Genomic DNA, 23,070 nt, shown 5'->3' on the forward strand with positions numbered 1-23,070 from the left:
GATCAGCGCGAGACGATGATCGTCACCGACCCGGCCACGGGCGCGGCGCTGACCCGCCAGTACTATCACGCCAACCGGCTCGGTTCAGTGATCGCCCTGTCCAACCAGCAATCGGGCGCCCTCACCGACCAATATGTCTACACCCCTATGGCGTCGAAGCCCCGCTCGACACCTCCGGCAATCCCTTCCGCTATACCGGGCGACGCTATGACGCCGAAAGCGGGCTGTATTATTACCGGGCGCGCTATTACTGGCCCCAGATCGGGCGGTTCCTGGAGACCGATCCGGTGGGCTATGCGGATCAGATGAACCTGTATGCTTATGTCGGGAACTCGCCGTTGATGGCGACGGATCCGAGTGGGGAAATAGAGGTTGTGGCAGCTTCCGACGAGGCAGCGAGACAAGTAGAGAATATGATTAACTCGCGCGCCGAGGGAACCTATCAATTCAATGACAATAACGTTTTGGAAAAGTTGCAGATTCCAGCAATCCGGACAACTATTCGGAATCATACTCGGCAAGCGTGGACTCGATGATAGCGAGTCCTCAGCGCGCCTCGGTCGACATGGCGAGCACCTTCGCCACGCCAGACGGGAGAACCTATAATACCGATGCGGACTTTGGTGGTGGCGTAACGTACAATGCGACCGTAGCGCCCGGCACCCCCACAGATGTGAACGTGGTCGTTTCCGGAAATGGTTTCGTGGGGGCCCCCGCGGTCGGAGGGGGGACTCTCCAACAATCACCTGGCGACGTGATGATGCATGAACTCATGGTGCATGCGGAACCAATTATGAGGACCGGTGTCATGGGATCAATTCAACTCGAGAACGCAGCACGGCGCGAGATGCCGGGCATGATCGAACGTGCCGTTGACCCCAGTCACCCAAATTGAGAGTGAGCTATGAAACTTCCCATTCCTATAATGGCATTTTGTTCCTGGCTTTTGGTTAGTGGCGCAGCGACCGCAAATGATCTTCGACCGTTACCGCTTGATGAGCAATTTAATGCCGCAGATCTTGTTGTGATTGCAGAACTCGGCATAAGAGAAACATGTATTGTGCAAAACGTTCCAAGGCAATGCGTGCTTGTTGAGCCTGAGTTCATTTTGAAAGATACCGAAATAATTGGTCATGCTGATGGCGTATTTCTCCTCCTAGACTCTCAAATCAGTGAGGCTGAGGTGTCTCATTTCAATTTACACGGAAGATTTTTCATTTTCATGCGAAACGTTAGTGGACCCTATTTTCAGCCTGTCCGCGGTTATCATTCGCTTCTTCTGATTGAGGCCGTGACGCTCCCGGACTAATAAATGGGTCTTGTCAGATTAAAACGGGTTGAGCGCGGCGACGCAGTTCCCTAGCCTCAGCCGATGCGTAATCCGTTCAAATATTTCAAGACTTCGCCGGAGATCATCCGCCTTGCGGTCATGATGCACATCCGCTTTCCGCTCTCGCCTCGGAACGTCGAGGACCTGCTCCACGAACGCGGGATCGATATCACGCCTGCGACGGTGCGGTTCTGGTGGAATCGCTTCGGGCCGATGTTTGCCTCGCGAATCCGCAAGAAGCGGGTACAGAACCATAATCACTCAAACTGGGCCTGGCATCTCGACGAAGCTTTCGTCAAAATCAACGGCGAGCCCCACTATCTCTGGCGGGCCGTTGATCACGAGGGCGAAGTGCTAGAAGCCTATGTCACCAGGCGCCGGGATCGCAAGGCAGCGCTCAGGTTTTTGCGCAGAACGATGAAGCGCTATGGCAACCCGCAAGTCGTGGTGACGGATCGGCTGAAGTCCTACAAAGCCGCGATGAAACTGATCGGCAATGCCGGCCGCCAGGAGACCGGGCGCTGGCTCAACAACCGGGCGGAAAACTCCCACCTCCCGTTCCGGCGAAAGGAGCGAGCGATGGGCAAGTTTCGTAGTTTTGAGGCCCTGCAGAAGTTCGTTTCAGCCCAGTCATCCGTCCACAACCACTTCAGCCACGAACGCCACCTGAACCGCAGAGAAACTTTCAAACAAAACCGCTCCGTGGCCCTGGCCGAATGGCGCCAACTCGCGGCCTGAGTTAAGGTCGGTGGTCGATTTCGGAGACCGGTTCGCGTTCGTCTGACAGCACCTCCCCGATTATTCGCGCTTCCCGCAATGATCAAAATCACCAAAAAATCCCTTGCAGAGGGAAGGCCGCCCACACATTTCACCGTCTACTTCCGACTATAAGCCGACGCCTTCGTGCCGTTCCCGGGAAACGCACACCATGTCGCTCTCGATGTCCGCGAGGTCCATGTATACGCCTTGGTTAAGTACATTATCGCGAAGAAACAGAGCAGTCCTATTCATCGCCTGAGCACAATCCCAAAACCACTCGAACGAGGCCAAACCCTCTCCGCGGATCTTCGGATTTATGTCTCGCACACCACTGGACATGAAGTTGTCCAAACTTGTATCCATGATCGCATCCCAGACAGCATCCGCATCATCAACTCTGTCGTTATAGTTTACTTCAACATAGGAGGTGTGTTCCGCAGCGCCTTCATCCGAAGTGCCAATCACCTCGTCCGGCATGCATGCCGACAATCCAGCTGAAGCAATCAATATAGCCAGCACCCAAGATTTCCCGGCATCCATTTTCATAGCCTCACCACTAGTTGCAGACAGCAGGCGCTGTGACAGATACGGTGACGACCGCGTTCACATCTGCAGCAGCGTCAACCGGGCCTGCCGACGTTATTTCAATTCGCCAATGAATATTTCCGTCTCCGTCGAAAGGTGACCCCACATCACGATCGGTGGTGCCGAAAAACAAGCCGCCGAAGAAGTAAGAAGTGCCGCCGCAAGTAGGATCGCCCCAAGAGCATAGATTTTCCAGTGCGCGACCGTCGCGACCTAAGGTATACATATGGGCTGCACCGGTAAACCTCGACAAAAATACCGTTTCGGATTGAGCCGTGACCGTCACCGGCCCAGGGAAATCAAACTCCCACTCCGCTCCCGAGGTCCTGTCAGAGGACCTTCGCCTTGAGTGCCGGGGCGTAGTTCCCTAGCCTCTCCGGATGCGCAATCCGTTCAAATATTTCAAGACTTCGCCGGAGATCATCCGCCTGGCGGTGATGATGTACATCCGCTTTCCGCTCTCGCTTCGGAACGTCGAGGACCTGCTCCACGAACGCGGGATCGATATCACGCATGCGACGGTGCGGTTCTGGTGGAACCGGTTCGGACCGATGGCCGGTTTCGGCGGCCGGTTCGCGCGTCTGACGGCGCCCTACCCGGTGCCGGCGAGGCTGCGGACGCTCGCCATCAGCGTCCGTCCGATCGCCCTGTCACCGGTTACGGTGCACAGGGTGCCATCAGTCGCCCGGTGATAGATGACGATGTCGCTGCTCACATCATAGATCGCGCCTGCGGCCTGAAAGAAATCAGCCGCCGCGGCGTCCAGCGCCTGACGGGATGCGTCCGGCATTTGCGCGATCGAGAATTCGAGATTCACGGCACGCCCCTCGACGCGGCCTGAAATCCTGACCCGGCCGTCAGGCCCGCGTTCCAGCAGCGTCTGGCCCGGCTCGAGCAGGCTGGCCGGGCTTTCAGTGAAACAGGCCTGCGAGGTGGCCAGATTGTCGGGACCAAATGCCGGCGCGGCATCATTGGCCGGCCCGGACTGTGTGCATGCTGCGGTCAGGGTGAGTGCGAAGATCGCAGGCAGGGCTTTCATGATGCGCGACTCCAGGCAGCGATGTGCGCGGAGCTATATCGAGCGGCAGGCCGGGTGGGAAATGAAGCTTTTGTGTCGCTCCCGGCCGACCTTGCCCCCCGGGAAGCGCGCGCCGCGCACCGCCGGGGAGCCGGGCAAACCTGCGATCACAGATCTGGCGGGGCGCTTCAGCTTGTGGGCGTTGCCGCCTCATGCCGGGCGTAACGGGCCTGTTCGGCCAGCCGGGCGACGTGCAGCGCTGCGAGGCCGGGACTGTCAACCTGGGCGACGGCAGCCGCCAGAACCTCGCTCTCGCACTGCTCGCTCATCACGCCGAGATTGAACCGTTCGCAATACTGTCCGGTTTGCACGACGAGACGTTCATAGGTCTCCTGGATTCCGGCCTCGGTACGAAGCGTGGCCTGATCGGTCTGGAAGGTGAAGACATTGGCGGACTGAGCCTGGACAGCCGGCGCGGCGCCCAGAAGCATGAATACGGCGCCTGCGAGGGCGATGGGCCGGGTGGAATGCATCATGATAATTTGCTCCGTTTCATTGATCCAGACGCCCTGTTTGACATCTAACTGTCGCAATTCTAACGCGTCCGAGTACGGATTAAAAGATGCCCTGCACTATCTTTTGTATATCTCTATACTGCATGTAAATTCATGGAGTTAAGCACGCCAAAACAAGATGTTTGAAATTACCGAATTAGCATAATTGAGACAAAAATGAATATTCCGGATTTCGCGTAATTCCGAAATAATAGGAAAACTATCCTCTTTTCAGGACGCACGTGACAGTTATCCACAATGCGGCTTTAGGACCGGCCGCCGCCTGCTCCGGCCAGCGCATGACAGGCGGCTGAGAGCGAGTTCGATTCGCCTCCCCGCCCGTGCGCCGCCCGGCGGTGCCAGACGCGATGACACGTCACAAAAAGTTCAAGCACGTCACTCATCCGGTCATGCCGCGGAGGAAGCCGGCCCTGACACCATTCGCGGGCGATCTTCTTCCGGATTTTCCGAAATCCAGAACTCGCGGCGGAGCCGGATTTCCCCTGCGCCAGCTGGCCTGCAAGCCCCCGTCGCGTCACGGCACCGTCACACAGCGCCTATAGGGCCAAGCCGGAAGCGGGTCGGTCGGGATCGGCCCGCACTGCAAGCTTTTTCCAGGGGGTCCCTCAAATGTCGAAGCAAGAATTCCGCAAATTTCTGCTGGCCAGCACCGCATGCGTACTGCTGGCAGCCTGTTCGGACACATCGATCTCGTCGCCGGGCGACACCAATGTCGGAACCCCTCCGGGTGGTGGTGGCACCGGTGGCGGCACCGGCAATGTGGTGATTGATCTCGTCCCGGCCGGCGGCTGCGGCACCGGCTCGATCCGCGAGGCGAGCATCACGCAGGGCACGACCACCATCAATGCCTGTGAGATCACCGGCAATATCACCTCGAACACGACGATCGCTGCCAATGCCGGCGTGATCGTCACCGGACCGGTCTTTGTCGGTCTCGATGATGGCGCCACGGCGCAAAAGCCGAATGGCGAGGCCGCTGGCGGCACGCCGGTTACCCTGACCATCAACCCGGGCGCCACACTGTTCGGCGCTGCCGGCTCCGACTATCTCGTCGTCACTCGCGGTTCCCGCATTGAAGCGGTCGGCACCGCCGACTCGCCGATCGTGATGACCTCCCGCTCCGATATTGAAGGCACGGTAGGCGCCAACGAAATCGGCCTTTGGGGCGGCCTGGTCATCAATGGCCGTGCACCGATCAATGCCTGTATCGACGGCACGGCGGTTGGCGGTTCTGCCGATTGCGTGAAGTCCGGGGAAGGCTCATCCGGCCTGTTCGGCGGCGACAACCCGGCCGATGATTCCGGGACGCTGCGTTATCTCCAGGTTCGCTATGCCGGCTTCAAGGTCAACAATGAAGACGAGCTCAACGGTATTGCTTTCCAGGGTGTCGGCAGCGGCACGGAAGTCGATTACGTCCAGGTCCACAACAATGCCGATGACGGCGTCGAGATGTTCGGTGGTACCGTCGACCTGCGCCACCTGGTGCTGACCGGCAATTCCGACGACTCCATGGACTACACCGATGGTTGGCGCGGCCGTGCACAATATGTGCTCGTGCGCCAGTCGGCCGATGGCGACCAGGGCTTCGAGTTCGATAACCGGTCGTCGAACAACACGCTTCTGCCCCGCTCCAATCCACGCATCTCCAACTTTACGCTGATCGGTCAGCGCAATGGCACCGGGTCGAACGACTCCGACCAGGGCATGCTGATCCGTGCGGGCACCGCCGGCGAACTCTATAACGGCATCGTGGTCGATTTCGGCAATGAATGCCTCGATATCGATGACACCGAGACGTTCAATCGCATCGGCGCCACCGGCGCGACCGGCGATGAAGATCTGATCATGCAATCGGTCGCGATGGACTGCGTCGTCAACTTCTCGGAAACCGCCGGCGACCCGGTCGATGTCTCCGACTGGTTCCTTGGCCAGGCGGACAATGCCGAGATCGACAATACGATGTCGGACGTCTTCCCGGGACCGGTCGAGCTGGCGGTGAACACCACCGACGTCAACGCCCTCGACCCGTGGTTTGATCTGACCAGCTATATCGGCGCCTTCTCGGGTAGCGAGAGCGCAGCCTCCAACTGGGCTGCCGGCTGGACCTATAATCTCTTCGCTGATCCGGGCTGCCCGACCGGCACCACCGAATCCGCTGAAGTCATCGACAATCAGCGCATCTGCCAGATCACGGGCAATGTGACGGCCGACCTGCACCTGACCCGTGGTTCGATGTATGAACTGGTCGGCCCGGTCTTCGTCGGTGTCGACCGCGGACCCGATGCCGCCAGCCCGGCACCTTCGGGCATTGAAGTCGAGCTGACCATCGATCCGGGTGTCACCGTGTTCGGTTCGGCCGGATCCGACTACATCGTGGTCGCGCGCGGTTCGAGCATTCGCTCCAACGGCACCCGCACGGCGCCCGTCGTGATGACGGCCCGTGCGGATGTCGACGGCACGGTCGGCGCGGCCGAAATCGGCCTCTGGGGCGGTCTCGTGATCAATGGCCGCGCGCCGATCAATGCCTGTATCGATGGTACGGCCACGGGCGGTTCGGTCGATTGCGAGAAATCCGGTGAAGGCTCATCGGGCCTGTTCGGCGGCGCCGATCCGACCGATGACTCCGGCAATATCTTCTACACCCAGGTCCGCTATGCCGGCTTCAAGGTGAATAATGAGGACGAGCTCAACGGCATCGCCTTCCAGGGTGTCGGCAGCGGCACGGAAGTCGATTACGTACAGGTCCACAACAATGCCGATGATGGTGTCGAGATGTTCGGCGGCGCCGTCGATCTGCGCCACCTGGTGCTGACCGGCAATTCCGACGACTCCATGGACTACACCGATGGCTGGATCGGCCGCGCCCAATTCGTGATCATCCAGCAGTCGGATGATGGCGATCAGGGCTTCGAGTGGGACAATCGTTCGTCCAACAACACCCTGCTGCCGCGCTCCAATCCGCGGATCTCCAACTTCACCCTGATCGGTCGCCGCAACGGCGCTGGTTCCAACGACTCCGATGAAGGCATGCTGATCCGTGCCGGCACCGCGGGCGAGCTTTACAACGGTATCGTGGTCGATTTCGGCAATGCCTGCCTGAACGTCGACGACGCCGAGACTTTCGACCGTATCGGTGCCACCGGCGCCGCGGGTGATGAAGACCTCATCATCCAGTCCACCGTGCTCGATTGCCTGACCAACTTCAAGGAAACCGCCGGCGATCCGGTTGACCTGTCGACCTGGTTCCTCGGTCAGGCCGACAATGCCGAGATCACCCATTCGATGAGCGGCTTCACTTTCATCCCGGGCTCGACCGGTGTCGTTCCCGGAGCCACCGAGCTGGCGGTCAATACGACCGACGTCAATGCGCTCGATAGCTGGTTCGAACCGGTCACCTATATCGGTGCCGTCGAGGATGGAAACGACACTTGGTACCAGGGCTGGACCTTCCAGATCACCCAGTAAAGCACGACCCCACTCCCGGCCGGCTCATGCCGGCCGGGAACAGGTTCCGTTCAACCGAAGTCTCACGGTGATGAAGATGAAAACGAATCGTATGGCATTCATGGCCGCACTCCTTGCGTCGACGACGCTGGTGCCGGCCGCTGCGCTTGCGCAGGATGCGGAAAGCCCCAGTGATGTTGAAGTCATCACGGTGCGCTATCAGTATATCCCCGAAGCCCGCCGCATGACCTCCGAGGTCGCCGCGTCCCTCTCGATTGACGATCTCCTCACGACGGGCGATTCCGATCTGGCCGGCGCACTGGTGCGGATCACGGGTCTGTCGACAACCCAGGGCCGGTTTGTCGTCGTTCGCGGCCTGAACGAGCGCTATTCCAACACGCTGCTCAACGGCTCGCCGATGCCCTCACCGGAACCATTCCGGCGTGCCGCCCCGCTCGATATCTTCCCGACGAATATCCTGTCCAACGTCCTCGTCCAGAAAACCTTCTCGCCCCGCTTCCCGGGTGAGTTCGGTGGCGGCGTCATCGGGATCGAGACCTCGGCCCTGCCCGAGGAAGGCTTCTTCACCGCCGGTGTCGATGGCAGCTTCAATACGGTTACGACCGGCAATCGCGGTATCACCTATGCCGGTTCCGACACGGACTGGCTGGGCTATGATGACGGCCTGCGTGACATCCCGGCCGAGCTGGCATCGGTCTTCGAGACCACACGCATTGGCAATAACCTGCCCGCCGACCAGCAGCAGGCGATCGGCCGCTCGCTTGTCAATTCCGAGCTCTGGGTCGTCCAGAATGTCGACACCGACGCCAACGGCTCGATCTCGTTCAATGCCGGCGATCGCTACGATTTCGAGAATTTCTCGCTCGGCGTGATTGCGGCCGCCCAGTACAGCAATGCCTGGGAGACGCGTGAGGGTCAGCGCGGCAAGGGCCGGATCGGCGCCGGCGATGAGCTGGTCTATGAGAACGGACCACCGCTCGCCGATCGCTCGGGCATCGCCCTTCCCGGTGAGGGGATCAATAACTTCTTCGGCACCGAAAACACGATCGACGCGTCCGGAATGGTGTCGGTCGGTATCGATTTCTACAACAACCACGCGATCAATTTCCTGACCATGGCGCTGCGTTCGACCTCGAAGGAAGCGCGCATCGAGGAAGAGTTCAATGCAGGTGCCAATGGCGTTTTCCGCACCGACAGCACTGAATGGTTCGAACGCCAGGTCCTGTTCAACCAGCTGACCGGTGAGCACCTGTTTGACAGCCTCGGCGGACTGTCGGTCGAATGGCGGATCTCCGATGCGACCGCGACCCGCGATGCGCCCTACCAGCGCAGCGCTGAATATGCCTACACCAATACCGGCTATGTCTATGAAGGCACGGTCAATGGCAACTCGACCTCATTCTCCGAAGTTGAAGACAATACCTCCGACTATGGTATCGATTTCGAACTTCCCGTCGAGCTGGGTTCGATGGACGTGTCGCTGACGGCCGGTTACGCCAATACCAGCCGCGAGCGTGATGCCTGGACGCGCCGCTTCTCCTTCGCACCGGGTTCGGTCGGCATCCCGTCCGAGCTTCTGAGTAGCCGTATCGACTATATCTTTGCGAACCAGAACATCACGGATGAACGCCTGCGTCTCATCGAGACCGGTGGCCTGTCCCTGCCGGAGGCCTATCACGGCCAGCTTGATATCGACGCCTATTATGTCGGCGCCGATCTTGAACTGACCGACTTCGTCCGGGCCGCTTTCGGGGCGCGCTTCGAAGACGGTGAGTTGAGTGTCGACACCTTTGCTTTCCCGGCCAGTGCAGCGGATAGCGGCCTGGTCGAGACCCAGCAGCAGGAAGACTATGTCCTGCCGGCCCTGACGCTGACCTGGACCTTTGCTGACAATCTGCAGCTACGGACCGGTTACTCCCAGACGATTGCCCGCCCGCAATTCCGCGAGCTCGCATTTGCCGAATTCTTCAACACCGAAACCGATCAGCGCTTCCAGGGAAATCCCTATCTGGAAAACACCGAAATCACGAACTATGACGCCCGCCTCGAATACTATTTCGGTCGCGAGCAGTTCGTGACGGTCGGGGCTTTCTACAAGGAGCTGACCAATCCGATCGAGGAATTCATCATCCCGATCGGCGATGGTCTGAACACCTCCTTCATCAACGCACCGAGCGCGACCCTGACCGGGGCCGAGTTCGAGTACGAGAAAACCTTTGATTTCTCGGACCGTTGGGATCAGCCCTTCTTCAATGACCGCGAATGGTTCGTGAAGACCAACTACACATACATCCAGTCGGAAGTGTCCGCGGAAGGCACGGTCACTGTCGCCCAGGGTGCCTTCGGCAACCCGCAGGCACTGGTGCTCAATGCCGCCGGCTTCATTCAAGATGGCCGGGCCCTGCAGGGTCAGTCTGAGCATTTGTTCAACGTGCAGGTCGGCTTCGAAACCTTCGACGGCCGGGCGCGCGGGGCACTGCTCTACAATTATGTCAGTGACCGGACCCGGGCGGTGGCCAACCTGTCCGACAGTCTCCCCGAGATCGTCGAGCAGGTCCCGTCATCCCTCGACTTCGTCTACAGCCGCACGATCAATGTCGCGGACGCGGACTGGGATGTCGGCTTCTCCGTTCGCAATATTCTGGGCGACGGCTATAGCGCCACCCAGAATGCCGGCGGCGCCGAACTCGCCGTCGATACCTATGATCTGGGCACCACGTTCAATGTCTCGGTGAGCCGGACCTGGTAGACCAAACCGCGGGGCGGACCCTGGTGTCCGCCCCGCATATCCGGCCCACCGGACCTCGCCAGCTGCACACCCCCATTCCCTCGCCTTGGATCGGCTTTTCGCGGTGTTGCGAAACTGTCATGCGGGTGTCGCAGAATTGTCGGGAGTCACGTGTAATCGAAAGGCCAACAGGGGTCGGCATCGCGGCCCTTTTTCGCTGGTCCGTGACACGGATCATGCTGTGGGCGAAACCGGCATGAGCAAGTTGGCACACTATCTGGTTACAGGATCCGGCCGCCATCGAGCGTTGGCTGCCCTGGCGAGTGGCTGCGAGCTTGTCCTGGCCGCCCTGCTCGGTCTTCTGCTGGCCCGCGCAATCTGGTTCATCGCCTTTGGTGCGAGTGCAGCGAACATGTCGTTCGACGATACGGTCGAGCCTAGCGGTCGCACCAGAGAGGCCAGCTACGCCTCCGAAATCGGAAGCCTGCCCTCGGCGCAAATATTCGCCGACCGCACCGCCTCCCCGTCGAGCCCGGTTGAAATCGCCGCGATTCCGGAATCCCGCCTCGACCTGGTCGTGCGCGGCATCCGAACCGCGCAGACCGCAGCCGACGGGGTCGCCTTCCTGCAGACACCCGACGGCCGGGACGGGATATTCCGCCCAGGCGATGAAATCGTCGAGGGCGTCACACTGCATTCGCTCGACGAAGATCGCATCATCATTGACCGGCGCGGCGCCCTCGAAGCGCTCGTTCTGCGTGAAACCCGGCGTCCCACAGGGCCAGCAGCTGCCCCGGCGGCGGTGGCGGCGCCAGCCGGCCGCACGCGGGGACGGACACCCGGTGACATCTTCCGTGTCGAACCGGTGTTCGAGGGCCGGGAGCTGATCGGCTACCACATGGCGACCGAATCCGACGTCGCCCTCACCGCCCTCGGGCTGCGCCGAAACGACATCCTGCTCGCCGTTGACGGCCAGACCCTGGCCGAGGCCGGCGATGTGGCCGAGCTGTTCGAGAGCCTGCAGGGCCGCGAAACAATTTCTCTTTCAATCCGGCGCGGCGGTGTGCCGTTGACCCTCCAGGTGGATTTGTCCTGATGCTTGCGATCACAAAATCGGCGGCAGCCTTCGTGGCTGCGTTGGCTCTTCTCTCGGCAGGCATTGCCGAAGCCCAGGACAGCGTTGTCAATTTCAACCAGGCCGAGATCCAGACCGTGATCGACGATGTCTCGGCGGTGACCGGACACACCTTTATCGTTGATCCTTCGGTGCGCGGCCGTGTGACGATCACCTCACAACTCCCGTTGACGGCGGACGCGTATTTCCAGGTCTTCCTTTCGACCATGCGCGTGCATGGCTATGTCGTCGTGCCGACGGCTTCGGGGGCCTACCAGATCGTGCCGGACCAGGCCGGTGCGCGCTCGGTCAGTCCGGTGAATTCGGAAATCCGCGGCGACCAGTACGCGACCCAGGTGATCCATCTCCAGCATGCCAGCGCCCAGGATGCGCTCGCCGTGCTGCGCCCGATCATCCATCCGCAGGGCAGCGTCAATGCCGCACCGGGCAGCAACGCTCTCGTGATTGTGGACTTCGCCGAGAACATGCAGCGCATCCGGGACGTCGTCCGGGATCTCGACCGCGATACCTCGGTTTATGAAATGGTCGAGCTGGAGAACGCGTCTGCCTCGGAAATGAGCCTCATCATCCAGCGCTCGAACAGTTCGGGCGGTGAAGGACAAACGCGCAGCGGCGTGACCGTGGCGCCACTCTCGTCGTCCAACACCCTGCTCCTGCGCGGCACCGCGAATGCCGTTCGCGACATGGCCGCCTTGATCCGTCGCGTCGATGCGGCGAGCGTCTCCAACCAGGGTTTCCGCGTCGTCTATCTCAACAATGCCGATGGCGAAATGCTGCTGCCGATCCTCGAGGAAATGGTCGACGCGATGAGCGCGGGGGCCCAGGACGAGCGGCAGCCGACAGTCGCGCATCACACGCCAACCAACGCGCTTGTCATCAATGCCAGCATCGATATCCAGCGTGAACTCGAGCGCGTCATCCGTCAGCTCGATGTGCGCCGGCCACAAGTCCTGGTCGAGGGGATCATCGTCGAGATATCCGACAGCGCCGCGCGCGAGCTCGGCGTCCAGATGATGCTCGCCGGGAGCGATAACGGCACAACGCCGCTGGCCCTCACGCGCTATTCCGCGGCCAATCCCGACCTTCTCGCCCTTGCCGGCGCTGTTGCAGTGCCGGGCGACAGCACCGATACCGTGGTCGGCGAGCTGAGGGATGCAGCCTTGGCCTCCTTGCTGGGCGCGCGTGGCGGCGCGATTGGCCTGGGCGGACAATTGGGCAATGGCGGCCTGTTCGGCCTGGTGCTCAATGCCGTCGAGAACGACGTCAATTCCAACGTGCTCGCGACCCCATCCATCCTGGCGATGGACAATGAAGAGGCGAGCTTCATCTCCGGCCAGGAAATTCCGGTCACGACCGGCGAGACCCTCGGCGACAACAATTCCAACCCGTTCCGCACCGTCCAGCGCGAGGAGGTTGGCGTCAAACTCCTGGTCCGGCCGCAGATCACGGAAGGTGGAACGGTTCGGCTCTATATCGAGCAGGAAGTCTCCAGCATTGCCGGAACCGTGGTGGGCGACTCCACCGACCTGGTCACAAACAAGCGCCGCGTCACGACCACTGTTCTGGCCGATAATGGCGAGATCATCGTGCTCGGCGGCCTCATCCAGCAGGACGATGACATCGATAATTCCCAGGTGCCCGTGCTGGGCGATCTGCCCGGGGTCGGCGGTCTCTTCCGGTCGCGTTCGCGGTCCACGCACCGCACCAATCTCATGATCTTCATTCGTCCGACCATCATCAGAAGCGCGGCCGACATGCGGGCCGTGACCGACGGCCGCTATGACTACATCACGCGCGAGCAGCGCCTCTCGCATCCCGATGGAGCGAGCAGTCTGGAAGCCCTGATGAGCATGATGGATGCGACGTCCACACGCACGCCGGAGGTCGAAGACTGATCATGGCCGAGACTCTGGCCTCCCCCGCCTTGCCCCCGGTTCGCTACGCATTTGCGCGCCAGGCAGGCATCGCCTTCATACCCGGCGACGCACCGCGCTATGTCGTGAGGTCGGGAGCCGACCGGCGGCGGCTTCTCGAGGCGTATCGGGTTGTTGGCGGCGACTACCCCGTCAGCGAGATGGGGTCTGTCGAGTATGACCAGCTCCTGCGGGACCTCTACGCCTATGCCGGGCTCGACGAGACCGAACTGGAAGAGACCACGCGGGGCGAGTCGCTTTCGGACCTGATCGACCAGATTCCCCAATCCGAAGACTTGCTGGATGATTCCTCCAGCGCCCCGGTGATCCGCCTGATCAACGGCCTGATCGCCGAGGCCGTGCGCATGCAGGCCTCTGACGTGCACGTGGAATCCTTCAGCGATCGCGTCGTGATCCGTTACCGCATCGATGGCGTGATGAAGGAGGCGGCCAGCGTCTCCGCAAAACTCTCGAAGCTTCTGGTCTCACGGATCAAGGTGATGGCGCGCCTCGACATTGCCGAGAAGCGGCTTCCCCAGGATGGCCGGCTGTCGCTGTCACTCGGCAGCAAGTCGGTCGATATTCGCGTCTCCACACTTCCCTCGCGCAATGGAGAGCGGGTCGTTCTGCGGCTGCTCGACAATTCGGATGCGCGGTTCCGGCTGGATGATCTGGGCATGTCAGCAGAGGTGCTCGCCGCGTATGAGCGGGCGCTCGCACAGCCCAACGGCATTGTCCTCGTGACGGGGCCGACCGGTGCCGGCAAGACGACGACGCTCTATTCAGGCCTCAACCGGCTCAATACGCTGGCGCGCAATATCCTCACGGTCGAGGATCCGATCGAGTACGCCGTCGACGGGATCGGCCAGACCCAGGTCAACACCAAGATCGGCATGACCTTTGCCGGTGGACTGCGCGCCATCCTGCGCCAGGACCCCGACATCGTCATGGTCGGCGAGATCCGCGATGCCGAAACCGCCGAGGTCGCGGTGCAGGCCAGCCTGACCGGCCATCTCGTACTCTCGACCGTTCACACAAATTCCGCCGTCGCCGCGATCGCCCGCCTGCGCGATATGGGGGCCGAATCCTATCTGCTCGCCTCTACCCTCACCGCGATTATCGCGCAGCGGCTGGTGCGCAGGCTTTGCCATTCCTGCCGCGAACCCTATGAGCCCGATGCGGCCGAACGGGCCATCCTTGGTCTTGGCGAGGCGGAAGACGCGATACTCTACCGGCCCACAGGATGTCCGGATTGCAAATCGCTTGGCTATACGGGCCGCGTCGGAATTTACGAAATCATCGAGGTCGATGAAGTCCTGCGCAAGCTCATCCATGAGGATGCCCGCGAGAGCGAGATGGCGGCTCACGCCTTCGCGCACAGTCAGACCCTGTTCGAGAATGGTGCGCGGCTGGCGCTGAGTGGCGAGTCCAGCCTGGCCGAAGTGCTGCGCCTGTGCCGTGACGACGGAGGCGTCCGCCATGCCGGCGTTTGAATACAGCGCGCTCGACGGTCGTGGGCACAAGAAGACCGGCCTGATCACGGCGGATTCGGAACTGGCCGCGCGGCGCGAACTGCGTCTGCAGCACATGGCACCGCTGGCCTTGCGCCGCGCCGATTCACGTCGTGGCGCAAAAATGCCGGGCAATGCGCTTGGTCAATGGATCGAATACGCCTCGCAACGCGATCTGGGCACGCGCGACCTGATGCTCATCACCCGCCAGCTGGCTGCGCTGGTCGATGCCGGCATGCCGGTCGAGGAATCGCTGGATCTGGTCGGGCGCCAGCTCGAACGGCATGCGACGCGGCGCATCATCATGGCGGTGCGCGCACGCGTCACCGAGGGCAGCCGGCTGGCCGATGCGATGGCCGCTGCTCCGGGGAGTTTTCCGCCGGTCTACCGGGCCCTGATCGCGGCGGGCGAGTCCAGCGGCAGTCTCGGCATGGTGCTGTCTCGCCTGGCGGATCATCTCGAAGCCGAAGAAACCGTGCGCAACAAGGTTGTCGGCGCGCTGGTCTATCCTGCGGTGCTGGCTGTGGTCGCGATCGGCGTCATCACCATGTTGATGCTTTTCGTGGTGCCCCGCCTTGCCGAGCAATTCACCGGCATGGGCGTCAGTCTGCCGGCCTTGACCCGCATCATGATCGCGATTTCGAGCTTTCTCGCGACATCCTGGCCCTGGATTGTCGCGATCCTGGCCACCAGTGTGATCGCCTTTGGCCTCGCCTACCGGCAGCCCGCCTTCCGCCGGATCCATGATGCCGCCGTGGTTCGCGTACCCCTGATCGGCTCGTTTCTGCGCCAGGTCGAGGCGGCAGCCTTTGCCCGCACCATGTCCATCCTGATCACCTCGGGCACGGTCCTGCCCGACGCCCTGAGGGCTGCCGGCCGGGCCGGATCAAACCACGCCTTCCGGGAGATGATCGCGGTTGTCGTCTCGGACGTGGAGAGCGGGCGCGGCCTGTCCGACGCCCTGACCCGCGGCGGCTGGATACCCTCGCTGGTGATCTACATGGTCGCAGCGGGCGAACGCTCGGGCCGGCTCGACGAAATGTTCGGGCGGGCAGCAGACCAGCTCGGCCGGGATATCGACAGCTCGATTGCGGTCAGCCTGTCGCTCCTGGAGCCGGGAATCATCCTGGTTCTCGGGCTGGTCCTGGTCCTGATCGTTCTCTCCATCCTGTTGCCCATCCTGCAACTCAACACCCTCGTCCTCGGCTAAGGAGGCTTTCATGACCCCGTATGATGAAGACACTGATGCCGCCGGCAGCGAGGCCGGCTTCTCCCTGCTCGAAATCATGATCTCGATCTCGATCCTTGGCCTGCTTGCCACGATTGTGGTGATCAATGTCATGCCGGCGCAGGACCAGGCGATGGTCCAGAAAGCCTCCGCCGATATCGCGGTGCTGGAGCAGGCGCTCGACGCTTTCCGGCTCGATGCGCGGCGCTATCCAACCGTGGAAGAAGGGCTTCAGGCGCTCGTTGACGTGCCCGAGGGCCGCGGCGCGGCCTATCGCGAGCAGGGCTATATCCGTCGCCTCCCGGCCGACCCCTGGGGCCATGCCTATCAATATGTCTATCCCGGCGAACACGGCGTATTCGACGTGTTTTCGCTGGGCCGCGATGGCCGCGAAGGCGGCGAAGGACTCGATGCCGACATTGGAAACTGGGAGCGCGAAACATGAGCATGAACACCTCGAGGGAGTCGGGTTTCTCCCTGCTTGAAGTGCTGATCGCGGTCTCGATCCTGGCGCTGATGGCGACCACGATCGCGCTGGCCGCCTCGCCCGAGCGCGATCCCCTGCGCCGCGAAGCCGAGCGCCTGGTTGTGCGGCTGCACGATGCCGAGCAGGAGGCCGTGACTTCCGGCCGGCCGGTCGGCCTGACCCTCACGGATGGCGGGTATGCCTTCACCATCTATCTCGATGGCGAATGGCGGCCGCTGCGTAATCACCCGACCTTGCAGCCGCGCGGCCTTGCCTCCGAGATTTCCCTGCGCAGCGACACGATCGCCCTCGCCTGGCACCCTGACGGCGTGGTCGCATACCCGGCCGTGTTCTTCGACCCGGCCGGGCTCAATGACCCGTTCCGGATCCTGCTGGAGGGGGACAGCCAGAGCTACGCCATCCTGCTCGATGATGCCGGGCGCCTGCGCGTGGAGTCCCTCTCCCGATGACGCCTTGCAGCGCCCACAACCAGTCCGGCTTCTCCCTGATCGAGGTCATGATGGCGCTGGTGGTCCTGGCGCTGGGCGGGATTGGCATGCTCAGCCTGATGCAGAGCTCGACCCGCAATGCCGCCGTGATCCAGGAGCGCACCCTGGCGGTGATCGCCGCTGAAAACCTGCTCAACCAGGCGCTTCTGCAACCGCGGCTGCGCGGCGGTGACGCGGGCACATATGAGCTGGCCGACAACCGTCTTGACTGGCAGCTTCAGGTCGAGCCGACCACGGATCCTGATCTGCAACGCGTCATCATGCTCGTCACTGCACCCGGCACGGGCAGCGAACTGGCGCGTCTCGAGACGTTCCGGCGCGGGGCCAACCGATGAGCACCGCGAAAAGCCAGGCCGGCTTCTCCCTGCTCGAAATTCTGGTCGCATCCTTCGTTTTCGCGCTGATGGCCAGCGTGGCCGTGACCATGCTTTCCGGCAGCGTGCAGGGATCGGAACAGGTTGATGCCGCCCTCGGCCGGGTCGGCTCGCTGGACCGGATGCGGGTGATGCTACGCGACGATATGGGGCAGCTGACAACACGGCCGGTGCGCGGTGCGGATGGCACGCGCGACCCGATCGTGTTCGCGGCCGCCGCCCATGGCGTCCCGGACCGTCCGAGGGCCACCCCGACCGACATCATCCTGCTCGTGTTCACGCGTGGCGGCGCCATCGATACCAGTGCCGGCCGGACGCGCAGCTCGCTGATCCGGGTGGAATATGTGCTGCGCGGCGACCGGATCGTGCGGCGGGTCCGCGGCCACCCCGATGCCGGTCTGACGGATGGGTTTCGCGAACAGATCCTGATCGAGGGCGTCGCCGAAGTCGGGGTCGAAGTCCTCAATGCGACCGTCTGGGTCGACGCCATGCTGGTGCCCGCCGGTCAGGCGGCCGAGCTGCCACGCGCCGTGCGTCTGCACTACAGCCTTGCCGGTCTGGGCCGGCTGGAACATCTGGTCCTGACCTCCGCCGCGAGGGTCGTCACGTGATTGCGCGCGCGGACAAGCAGGCGGGTGCAGCGCTGATGACAGCCATCCTGTTGGTGGCCCTGATGTCGACCCTGGCGCTCGCCATCACCTCCGGGATGCGTTTCTCCCTGCGCCGGGCGGCGAATATGGACGTGCGCGACCAAGCGCACTGGTATGTGCTTGGCGCGCGCGATTATGCCGAGGCGTTGCTGTTGCGGGCGCTCGACGATCCCGGCCAGGCTTTCCGTCCGGATGCCGGCTGGCTGAACACGCCCCGCGTCTTTCCGATCGATGGCGGGCAGATCACCGGCGAGATCCGGGACGCCCACAACTGTTTCAACCCCAACGCACTTGTCACGGCCGATGCCCGGGGCAGTCTTGCGATCAACCCTGATCAGCAACGCCGGTTCGAACGTCTTCTGACCCAGACCGGTATCGCGGCCGGGCAGGCGACCGGGATCGCTGCGGCGACGGCCGACTGGCTCGACAGTGATCTGCGTCCGGTCACCTCCGGCGCCGAGGACGAGATCTATCTGCGCGACGGGCGCGGCTACCGTGCCGGCAATACCTATCTGTGGGAAGCCGAGGAATTGCGCGCGGTTGCCGGCGTCACCGCCGCCGCCTATTCGCGCATGGCGCCATTGGTCTGCGCCTTCCCCGGCGCCGAGCCGGTGGCGCTCGATATCAACACATTGCGGCTCGAACAGGCCCCCTTGCTGGTGGCGGCACTGGATGGCGCCCTCACCCGGGCCGAGGCCGAGACCATGCTGCTGCAGCGCCCCGCGGCCGGCTATGCCGACATCGAGGCATTCTGGGCCACAGACAGTCTGCGCGCCCTCGGACTCGACGCCGCAGAACGGCCTCGGATCGGCGTGCGCTCGCGGTATTTCGAGATCCACATCACGGTGCAATACGCCGGCATTCAATACGTCCTGCGCGAGCAGGTCGAAGTGAGTGGCGGGCGGCAAATCACGCGCGTGACGCAGCGGCATGGAATCTTCCTATGAGTCAGACCCTCGTCCTGTTTCCAACCCTGCCGGACGGCTTGAGCTGGTCGATCCTTGAGGGCGAGCGTGAAGCCCCGGTCCGGGTCGCGGCCGGCGACAGTGCGACTTCGCTCGACGCGGCGCTGCTGCAATCGATCAACTCTACCGTCGTCGTGCTTCGCTCTGACGATGTCTTTGTGAGTCAGGTCGAACTGCCGACCCGGTCGGAACATGATGCCCGCCAGGCCGCGCCATTCCTGATCGAGGAAGAACTCGCCTCCCGGCTCGAAGACGTCGAAGTCGCCATTGGAACGCCGGACGAGTACGGGCAGCGCTGGGTGTTTGCAGCCGCGACAAATGCCGTCGAGGCGTGGCGCGAGACGTGCCGGCCCTACCTGCGCGGGACGGTGGCGACGGTCCCCGATTGCCTGCTGGTTGCCGAAGGCGATGCCGCGCTGACCCTTCGCCGTGAGCAGGGCCGGGTGATTTATCTCTATGGCGATGCCTTGCGCCAGCCTGGCCGGGCTGTTGGCGGGGCCTGCAGCGGGCGCCTGTTCGACTCGCTGCTTCACAGCCTGGCGGCGCCGGCCAGCGACGGACCGCTCGCGGTTTCGCCCGCGCTGGGCCTGGCTGGCGAGAGCATAAGCCCGCTGCAGGACAGACCGCTCGATCTGTCGGCCTACGGCTTGGCCGAGGCGGCCCTGAAACGGCTGCCGGCACTGTTCGGCCAGCGGGCCGGCGCCGGTCTCGATTGGTCGCGGACGCTAGGCCTGTTCGCCCGCAGCGCCGCCCTCGCAGCCAGCCTGCTGATCGGACTGGGTCTCTACACGATCGGTGAGAGTGTCTATCTGCTCCAACGGGCGGACCGCTATGACGCGGCGAGTGTCGAACTGGTAGAGGCCGCATTCCCGGACATTTCCGGACAACTCGATCCGGTGCGCGCCCGCCGGATTCTCGACGAACGGCTTGCCGGACGTCATGGCCGCGAACGCAGCGGCGAGTTCCTGCCGCTTTTTGCGGCGCTGGCCAATGTCTCGGACGGGCATGACTCGGTCATAATCCAGACGATCCGCTACGATCAGTCCCGGCCTGAGCTGAGCATCTCGGCCAGGTATGGCGTGTTCTCCGATTTCGACGCGCTCAGCGAACAGGCGCGGACGCGCAATATCGAGCTGGTCGACCAGGGCGCGCGCGACGGTAACGCCGGGATAGACGGTGATTTCATCCTGAGGATCCCATGACCGATATTCTCTCGAGCATTCCCGCTCTCTGGGCTGGCCGCACCGGCCGCGAGCAAGTGATGATCCTGGCCTTGGCCGCGCTTCTGCTGGCCTGGATGCTCCAGACCCTCCTGGCCGGGCCGCTTCTCGACTTGCACGACCGGGCCCGACGCGACTACGCGGCGGCCGTCGAGCAACACCGTGAAATTCTTGGCGGTCTGGCCGATTACGCCGCGCTGCCGGCCGCAAACGGGGACGCGGACGAAACCTCCCGGCCGTTGCGGACCATTGTCGGTGCCGCCGCGACCGCGCGGGGAATCGCCATCGGCGGCATTGTTCCCGGCGTCGACGGGCGTCTGAGCGTGTATATCGACCGCGCCGAATATTCCGCCGCAATGGGTTGGCTGATCGATCTGGAACGCCGCCACGGGATTGAGGTGATGTCGATCACCATGGCGCGGCTGGATCATGGCCAGGTCGAACTCAATCTCGTTCTGACCAGGCCGGGGAGCTAGGACAATGCCGCGATTGATAGCCGTCTTCGTCATTGCTTTGCTCACCGGACTGATCGCGACGCTGCCGCTGAAACTGGTGCTCGGACAGACCGCCAGCGGGCTCGATCTGCGCCAGGCGGAAATCCATGGTTCGATCTGGAATGGCACGATCCGGGGCGCCCGCCTCGGTCAGCGCTCCATGCGCCAGGTGCAAATTCACACCCGGCCCTGGCCCCTGCTGGGAGGCCGGCTCGCAATCGACTGGGTCCTGGCCGATGCCGCATTCCGCGGCCGGGGGCTTGCGCGGATCGATCTGCACGGTGACTGGCAATTGCGCGATGCCCACCTGGTTGGCCTGCCGGTCCGGCTGGACCTGCCGGACATACCCGGCCTCACGGAAGCGGCGGTCATCACGGTCAGCCTCGACCGGCTGGCATTCGCTGACGGGCATTGCGCCGACGCCAGCGGCGCGATGACTGCGGATTTCTCCGGCAGTCTGTCGCCGGAGTTTGGCCTGGCCGTGCCCGAACTGACGGGCCCATTGCTGTGCCGCGACGGCAAACTCGTGGCCGAACTGGGCGGCGAAAGCGAGGATATGACCATTGCGGCCGACGCGGTTTTTGCGGCGGCCGGTGTCGAGTGGAGCGTCGGAATCGGTACGACGAATGCCGATCTGGACACCGCCCTGGCCTATTCAGGCTTCAACCTCGAGGACGGGGTCTGGCGGCGAGACGGGGAGACAGGTCATGCGGATTGAGGCCATCAGCGCCCTGGCAGGTCTGACCTTCGCAGCGACGGCCTGCCAGTCCCTGCCGACACCTCCTCCCGCGAGCGCGGCGCCGGTGGCCGTGGAACCGGCCGCGCCGGAAGTGACGACCTCGCTGGGACCGCAAAGACTGGCTGCCGGAGAGTGCGGCGCTTTCCTCTGGCGCGCGGGTGGTGCCCATGAATTGCTGGTGTTTGAAAACCTCACGCGCGGTGAAATCAGCTTTCTGGTGGATGCGGAGGTGCTGCGCCGGGACGGCCCGACGGTCGAGGGCGTGATCGCCGTGGGTGATCTCTATGAGCGACGCTTCCCGGGCACCGGGACCGTGCGCGAGATTGTGGTCTCGGGCCGGTTTGACGAACTCATCGCGGACGGCTTGCGCATGAACCGCGCCGTTCTGCGGCTGGAGGGCGTTGATGGAAGCCGGAGGGTCATTCCGCTTCTCGGTCACTATTCCTGCCGCCGGGACTAGCCGGTGCCCGCCTGTACCGGCGCTGCGCCGTCGCAAAACATTCACGAAAATTCAATGCGCCGGTCATGCTGGCACGGCAATTTGCCGGCATGACAAATCGAAGAACCGTTACCGCGCTGGCCGGCCTGTCCCATCCTGTTCGCCTGGATCTGTTCCGGCGTCTGTGCGCGCGGTATCCGCTGTCGGTTTCCGCGGGCGATCTGGCGGCGCACCATGAAGTGCCGCGCTCGACCATGACAGGCCATCTGCAGACCCTGGAACGCGCCGGGCTGATCCGCGCCGAACGGCGCTCGCAGTTCATGTTCTACGCTGCAAACCCCGACGGGACGCGCTGGCTCGCCAAGGTGTTCATATCAGACATCCTTGGCGATTCTGACGAGCTCACAGGCCGCGCCGAAACAAGTTCGCCCTGAGGGGCGAGGTCCGGTCTTGCGCCGTCATCGCTAGGCGAATGCACCCGGCCGAAATCTTGGACCATTTGAGCGGATTCCGCATCGGGAAGACCGGAAAACGCGCCCGGGCACTCAACCCGTTGTAATCTGACAGCACCAGTCCAACCGGCACGACGCCGGCCCGAACGCCGCCTGTCATCGAAAACCACTGTCTGCCAGTCTGTCACTCGGCCATCGGCGCGCCAAATCGCTTTACAGAACAATGGGATCGCGATTGCTTTCCCACGGCCGTCAGCCTGTCAGCCTGTCAACGACTGTCATGCCCGGAGCGCCTGCCAGGCGCAGCGGACCGGTGGGGCGGAAAATCGGGATGGAAAATCGGGGTGGGGCCGACAATGTCAAAGAGCGCGAAACCGCACCGATCATAACCCGCCGGGGCCTGGGGTGGATAAGTCTGATCCGGGATCATCGGCGCCAGGCCGCTGTCTTCCCGGCGAAGCCTCCCGCTTCGATGCCCCGTGCGGCGAGCAGGGCGTGGCCGGGCCCGCCAATAG

23 protein-coding genes and 1 pseudogene are annotated in these 23,070 nt (G+C 62.9%); 20 read left to right on the plus strand and 4 right to left on the minus strand.

The window, feature by feature from the left end; genetic code table 11:
• The first annotated feature begins 131 nt into the window (after nt 1–131).
• The 3 genes from ACN0YF_RS13405 to ACN0YF_RS13415 all read left to right on the plus strand — a co-directional run bounded on the left by ACN0YF_RS13405 (nt 132) and on the right by ACN0YF_RS13415 (nt 2,068).
• Nucleotides 132–536 carry an RHS repeat-associated core domain-containing protein gene (locus ACN0YF_RS13405; RefSeq protein ID WP_417494796.1) on the plus strand — a complete coding sequence of 135 codons (405 nt, stop codon included), beginning with the start codon at nt 132–134 and terminating at the stop codon, nt 534–536.
• A gap of 368 nt (nt 537–904) precedes the next feature.
• Nucleotides 905–1,309, plus strand: coding sequence for a hypothetical protein (locus ACN0YF_RS13410; protein ID WP_417494775.1), 405 nt, complete (start codon nt 905–907; stop codon nt 1,307–1,309).
• Between the two features lie 63 nt (nt 1,310–1,372).
• Complete coding sequence (locus ACN0YF_RS13415) at nt 1,373–2,068, plus strand: IS6 family transposase (RefSeq protein ID WP_417494776.1); 696 nt, start codon at nt 1,373–1,375, stop codon at nt 2,066–2,068.
• A 147-nt stretch (nt 2,069–2,215) separates the two neighbouring features.
• Here the strand turns inward: ACN0YF_RS13415 and ACN0YF_RS13420 are convergent, their stop codons facing one another.
• Nucleotides 2,216–2,635: a hypothetical protein gene (locus tag ACN0YF_RS13420; RefSeq protein ID WP_417494777.1), complete on the minus strand. Its 420-nt coding sequence runs from the start codon at nt 2,633–2,635 to the stop codon at nt 2,216–2,218.
• Between the two features lie 10 nt (nt 2,636–2,645).
• Nucleotides 2,646–2,960 carry a hypothetical protein gene (locus ACN0YF_RS13425; RefSeq protein ID WP_417494778.1) on the minus strand — a complete coding sequence of 105 codons (315 nt, stop codon included), beginning with the start codon at nt 2,958–2,960 and terminating at the stop codon, nt 2,646–2,648.
• Nucleotides 2,961–3,054: 94 nt separating this feature from the next.
• Here ACN0YF_RS13425 and ACN0YF_RS13430 point away from each other — a divergent pair.
• Nucleotides 3,055–3,225 (plus strand): annotated as a pseudogene (locus ACN0YF_RS13430) (IS6 family transposase); the annotation flags it as partial.
• 41 nt (nt 3,226–3,266) lie between these two features.
• Here ACN0YF_RS13430 and ACN0YF_RS13435 read toward each other — a convergent pair.
• Both ACN0YF_RS13435 and ACN0YF_RS13440 read right to left on the minus strand, forming a co-directional pair.
• The gene (locus tag ACN0YF_RS13435) at nt 3,267–3,713 is read right to left on the minus strand and encodes a hypothetical protein (protein ID WP_417494779.1); all 447 of its coding nucleotides are present in this window, start codon (nt 3,711–3,713) and stop codon (nt 3,267–3,269) included.
• A 167-nt stretch (nt 3,714–3,880) separates the two neighbouring features.
• The gene (locus tag ACN0YF_RS13440; protein ID WP_417494780.1) at nt 3,881–4,228 is read right to left on the minus strand and encodes a UrcA family protein; all 348 of its coding nucleotides are present in this window, start codon (nt 4,226–4,228) and stop codon (nt 3,881–3,883) included.
• Between the two features lie 648 nt (nt 4,229–4,876).
• On the opposite strand from ACN0YF_RS13440, the gene ACN0YF_RS13445 reads away from it, so the two are divergent.
• From ACN0YF_RS13445 to ACN0YF_RS13520, 16 genes are all read left to right on the plus strand, one after another.
• Nucleotides 4,877–7,732, plus strand: a complete 2,856-nt coding sequence (locus ACN0YF_RS13445) for a hypothetical protein (protein ID WP_417494781.1) — start codon at nt 4,877–4,879, stop codon at nt 7,730–7,732.
• Nucleotides 7,733–7,832: 100 nt separating this feature from the next.
• Nucleotides 7,833–10,481, plus strand: a complete 2,649-nt coding sequence (locus ACN0YF_RS13450) for a TonB-dependent receptor domain-containing protein (protein WP_417494782.1) — start codon at nt 7,833–7,835, stop codon at nt 10,479–10,481.
• Between the two features lie 235 nt (nt 10,482–10,716).
• Nucleotides 10,717–11,556 carry a type II secretion system protein N gene (locus ACN0YF_RS13455; protein WP_417494783.1) on the plus strand — a complete coding sequence of 280 codons (840 nt, stop codon included), beginning with the start codon at nt 10,717–10,719 and terminating at the stop codon, nt 11,554–11,556.
• On the plus strand, nt 11,556–13,490 hold the full coding sequence (gene gspD, locus ACN0YF_RS13460) for a type II secretion system secretin GspD (RefSeq protein ID WP_417494785.1): 1,935 nt from the start codon (nt 11,556–11,558) through the stop codon (nt 13,488–13,490). The genes ACN0YF_RS13455 and gspD overlap by 1 nt, the downstream gene beginning before the upstream one ends.
• 2 nt (nt 13,491–13,492) lie before the next feature.
• Entirely contained in the window at nt 13,493–15,001 is a 1,509-nt protein-coding gene (locus ACN0YF_RS13465; protein ID WP_417494787.1) for a GspE/PulE family protein, read from the plus strand.
• A complete protein-coding gene (locus ACN0YF_RS13470) occupies nt 14,988–16,229 on the plus strand; it encodes a type II secretion system F family protein (RefSeq protein ID WP_417494788.1) in 1,242 nt (413 codons plus the stop codon). The genes ACN0YF_RS13465 and ACN0YF_RS13470 overlap by 14 nt, the downstream gene beginning before the upstream one ends.
• 10 nt (nt 16,230–16,239) lie before the next feature.
• Nucleotides 16,240–16,692 (plus strand): type II secretion system major pseudopilin GspG, encoded by a 453-nt coding sequence (gene gspG / locus ACN0YF_RS13475; protein WP_417482096.1) that lies wholly within the window; start codon nt 16,240–16,242, stop codon nt 16,690–16,692.
• The gene (locus ACN0YF_RS13480) at nt 16,689–17,183 is read left to right on the plus strand and encodes a GspH/FimT family pseudopilin (protein ID WP_417494789.1); all 495 of its coding nucleotides are present in this window, start codon (nt 16,689–16,691) and stop codon (nt 17,181–17,183) included. Before gspG ends, ACN0YF_RS13480 begins: the two co-directional genes overlap by 4 nt.
• Nucleotides 17,180–17,557: a type II secretion system minor pseudopilin GspI gene (gspI, locus tag ACN0YF_RS13485; RefSeq protein ID WP_417494790.1), complete on the plus strand. Its 378-nt coding sequence runs from the start codon at nt 17,180–17,182 to the stop codon at nt 17,555–17,557. The genes ACN0YF_RS13480 and gspI overlap by 4 nt, the downstream gene beginning before the upstream one ends.
• Nucleotides 17,554–18,207 (plus strand): GspJ family type II secretion system protein, encoded by a 654-nt coding sequence (locus ACN0YF_RS13490; RefSeq protein WP_417494791.1) that lies wholly within the window; start codon nt 17,554–17,556, stop codon nt 18,205–18,207. Before gspI ends, ACN0YF_RS13490 begins: the two co-directional genes overlap by 4 nt.
• Entirely contained in the window at nt 18,204–19,193 is a 990-nt protein-coding gene (gene gspK, locus ACN0YF_RS13495) for a type II secretion system minor pseudopilin GspK (protein ID WP_417494792.1), read from the plus strand. The genes ACN0YF_RS13490 and gspK overlap by 4 nt, the downstream gene beginning before the upstream one ends.
• The gene (gspL, locus tag ACN0YF_RS13500) at nt 19,190–20,413 is read left to right on the plus strand and encodes a type II secretion system protein GspL (RefSeq protein ID WP_417494793.1); all 1,224 of its coding nucleotides are present in this window, start codon (nt 19,190–19,192) and stop codon (nt 20,411–20,413) included. Before gspK ends, gspL begins: the two co-directional genes overlap by 4 nt.
• Complete coding sequence (gene gspM / locus ACN0YF_RS13505) at nt 20,410–20,907, plus strand: type II secretion system protein GspM (RefSeq protein WP_417482090.1); 498 nt, start codon at nt 20,410–20,412, stop codon at nt 20,905–20,907. Before gspL ends, gspM begins: the two co-directional genes overlap by 4 nt.
• Before the next feature lie 4 nt (nt 20,908–20,911).
• On the plus strand, nt 20,912–21,643 hold the full coding sequence (gene gspN / locus ACN0YF_RS13510; RefSeq protein ID WP_417494794.1) for a type II secretion system protein N: 732 nt from the start codon (nt 20,912–20,914) through the stop codon (nt 21,641–21,643).
• Nucleotides 21,633–22,124, plus strand: a complete 492-nt coding sequence (locus ACN0YF_RS13515; RefSeq protein ID WP_417494795.1) for a hypothetical protein — start codon at nt 21,633–21,635, stop codon at nt 22,122–22,124. The genes gspN and ACN0YF_RS13515 overlap by 11 nt, the downstream gene beginning before the upstream one ends.
• Before the next feature lie 89 nt (nt 22,125–22,213).
• On the plus strand, nt 22,214–22,537 hold the full coding sequence (locus ACN0YF_RS13520; RefSeq protein WP_417482087.1) for an ArsR/SmtB family transcription factor: 324 nt from the start codon (nt 22,214–22,216) through the stop codon (nt 22,535–22,537).
• The last annotated feature ends 533 nt before the right edge of the window (nt 22,538–23,070 follow it).

The sequence above is a fragment of the Maricaulis sp. genome, from assembly GCF_048270265.1.
GTDB lineage: Bacteria > Pseudomonadota > Alphaproteobacteria > Caulobacterales > Maricaulaceae > Maricaulis.

What these genes read in the sequence shown, in the direction of transcription:
- ACN0YF_RS13410 (WP_417494775.1), top strand. Translation starts at nt 905, where the DNA reads ATGAAACTTCCCATTCCTATAATGGCATTTTGTTCCTGGCTTTTGGTT.
- ACN0YF_RS13415 (WP_417494776.1), top strand. Translation starts at nt 1,373, where the DNA reads ATGCGTAATCCGTTCAAATATTTCAAGACTTCGCCGGAGATCATCCGC.
- ACN0YF_RS13420 (WP_417494777.1), bottom strand. Translation starts at nt 2,635, where the DNA reads ATGAAAATGGATGCCGGGAAATCTTGGGTGCTGGCTATATTGATTGCT.
- ACN0YF_RS13435 (WP_417494779.1), bottom strand. Translation starts at nt 3,713, where the DNA reads ATGAAAGCCCTGCCTGCGATCTTCGCACTCACCCTGACCGCAGCATGC.
- ACN0YF_RS13440 (WP_417494780.1), bottom strand. Translation starts at nt 4,228, where the DNA reads ATGATGCATTCCACCCGGCCCATCGCCCTCGCAGGCGCCGTATTCATG.
- ACN0YF_RS13445 (WP_417494781.1), top strand. Translation starts at nt 4,877, where the DNA reads ATGTCGAAGCAAGAATTCCGCAAATTTCTGCTGGCCAGCACCGCATGC.
- ACN0YF_RS13450 (WP_417494782.1), top strand. Translation starts at nt 7,833, where the DNA reads ATGGCCGCACTCCTTGCGTCGACGACGCTGGTGCCGGCCGCTGCGCTT.
- ACN0YF_RS13455 (WP_417494783.1), top strand. Translation starts at nt 10,717, where the DNA reads ATGAGCAAGTTGGCACACTATCTGGTTACAGGATCCGGCCGCCATCGA.
- gspD (WP_417494785.1), top strand. Translation starts at nt 11,556, where the DNA reads ATGCTTGCGATCACAAAATCGGCGGCAGCCTTCGTGGCTGCGTTGGCT.
- ACN0YF_RS13465 (WP_417494787.1), top strand. Translation starts at nt 13,493, where the DNA reads ATGGCCGAGACTCTGGCCTCCCCCGCCTTGCCCCCGGTTCGCTACGCA.
- ACN0YF_RS13470 (WP_417494788.1), top strand. Translation starts at nt 14,988, where the DNA reads ATGCCGGCGTTTGAATACAGCGCGCTCGACGGTCGTGGGCACAAGAAG.
- gspG (WP_417482096.1), top strand. Translation starts at nt 16,240, where the DNA reads ATGACCCCGTATGATGAAGACACTGATGCCGCCGGCAGCGAGGCCGGC.
- ACN0YF_RS13480 (WP_417494789.1), top strand. Translation starts at nt 16,689, where the DNA reads ATGAGCATGAACACCTCGAGGGAGTCGGGTTTCTCCCTGCTTGAAGTG.
- gspI (WP_417494790.1), top strand. Translation starts at nt 17,180, where the DNA reads ATGACGCCTTGCAGCGCCCACAACCAGTCCGGCTTCTCCCTGATCGAG.
- ACN0YF_RS13490 (WP_417494791.1), top strand. Translation starts at nt 17,554, where the DNA reads ATGAGCACCGCGAAAAGCCAGGCCGGCTTCTCCCTGCTCGAAATTCTG.
- gspL (WP_417494793.1), top strand. Translation starts at nt 19,190, where the DNA reads ATGAGTCAGACCCTCGTCCTGTTTCCAACCCTGCCGGACGGCTTGAGC.
- gspM (WP_417482090.1), top strand. Translation starts at nt 20,410, where the DNA reads ATGACCGATATTCTCTCGAGCATTCCCGCTCTCTGGGCTGGCCGCACC.
- gspN (WP_417494794.1), top strand. Translation starts at nt 20,912, where the DNA reads ATGCCGCGATTGATAGCCGTCTTCGTCATTGCTTTGCTCACCGGACTG.
- ACN0YF_RS13515 (WP_417494795.1), top strand. Translation starts at nt 21,633, where the DNA reads ATGCGGATTGAGGCCATCAGCGCCCTGGCAGGTCTGACCTTCGCAGCG.
- ACN0YF_RS13520 (WP_417482087.1), top strand. Translation starts at nt 22,214, where the DNA reads ATGACAAATCGAAGAACCGTTACCGCGCTGGCCGGCCTGTCCCATCCT.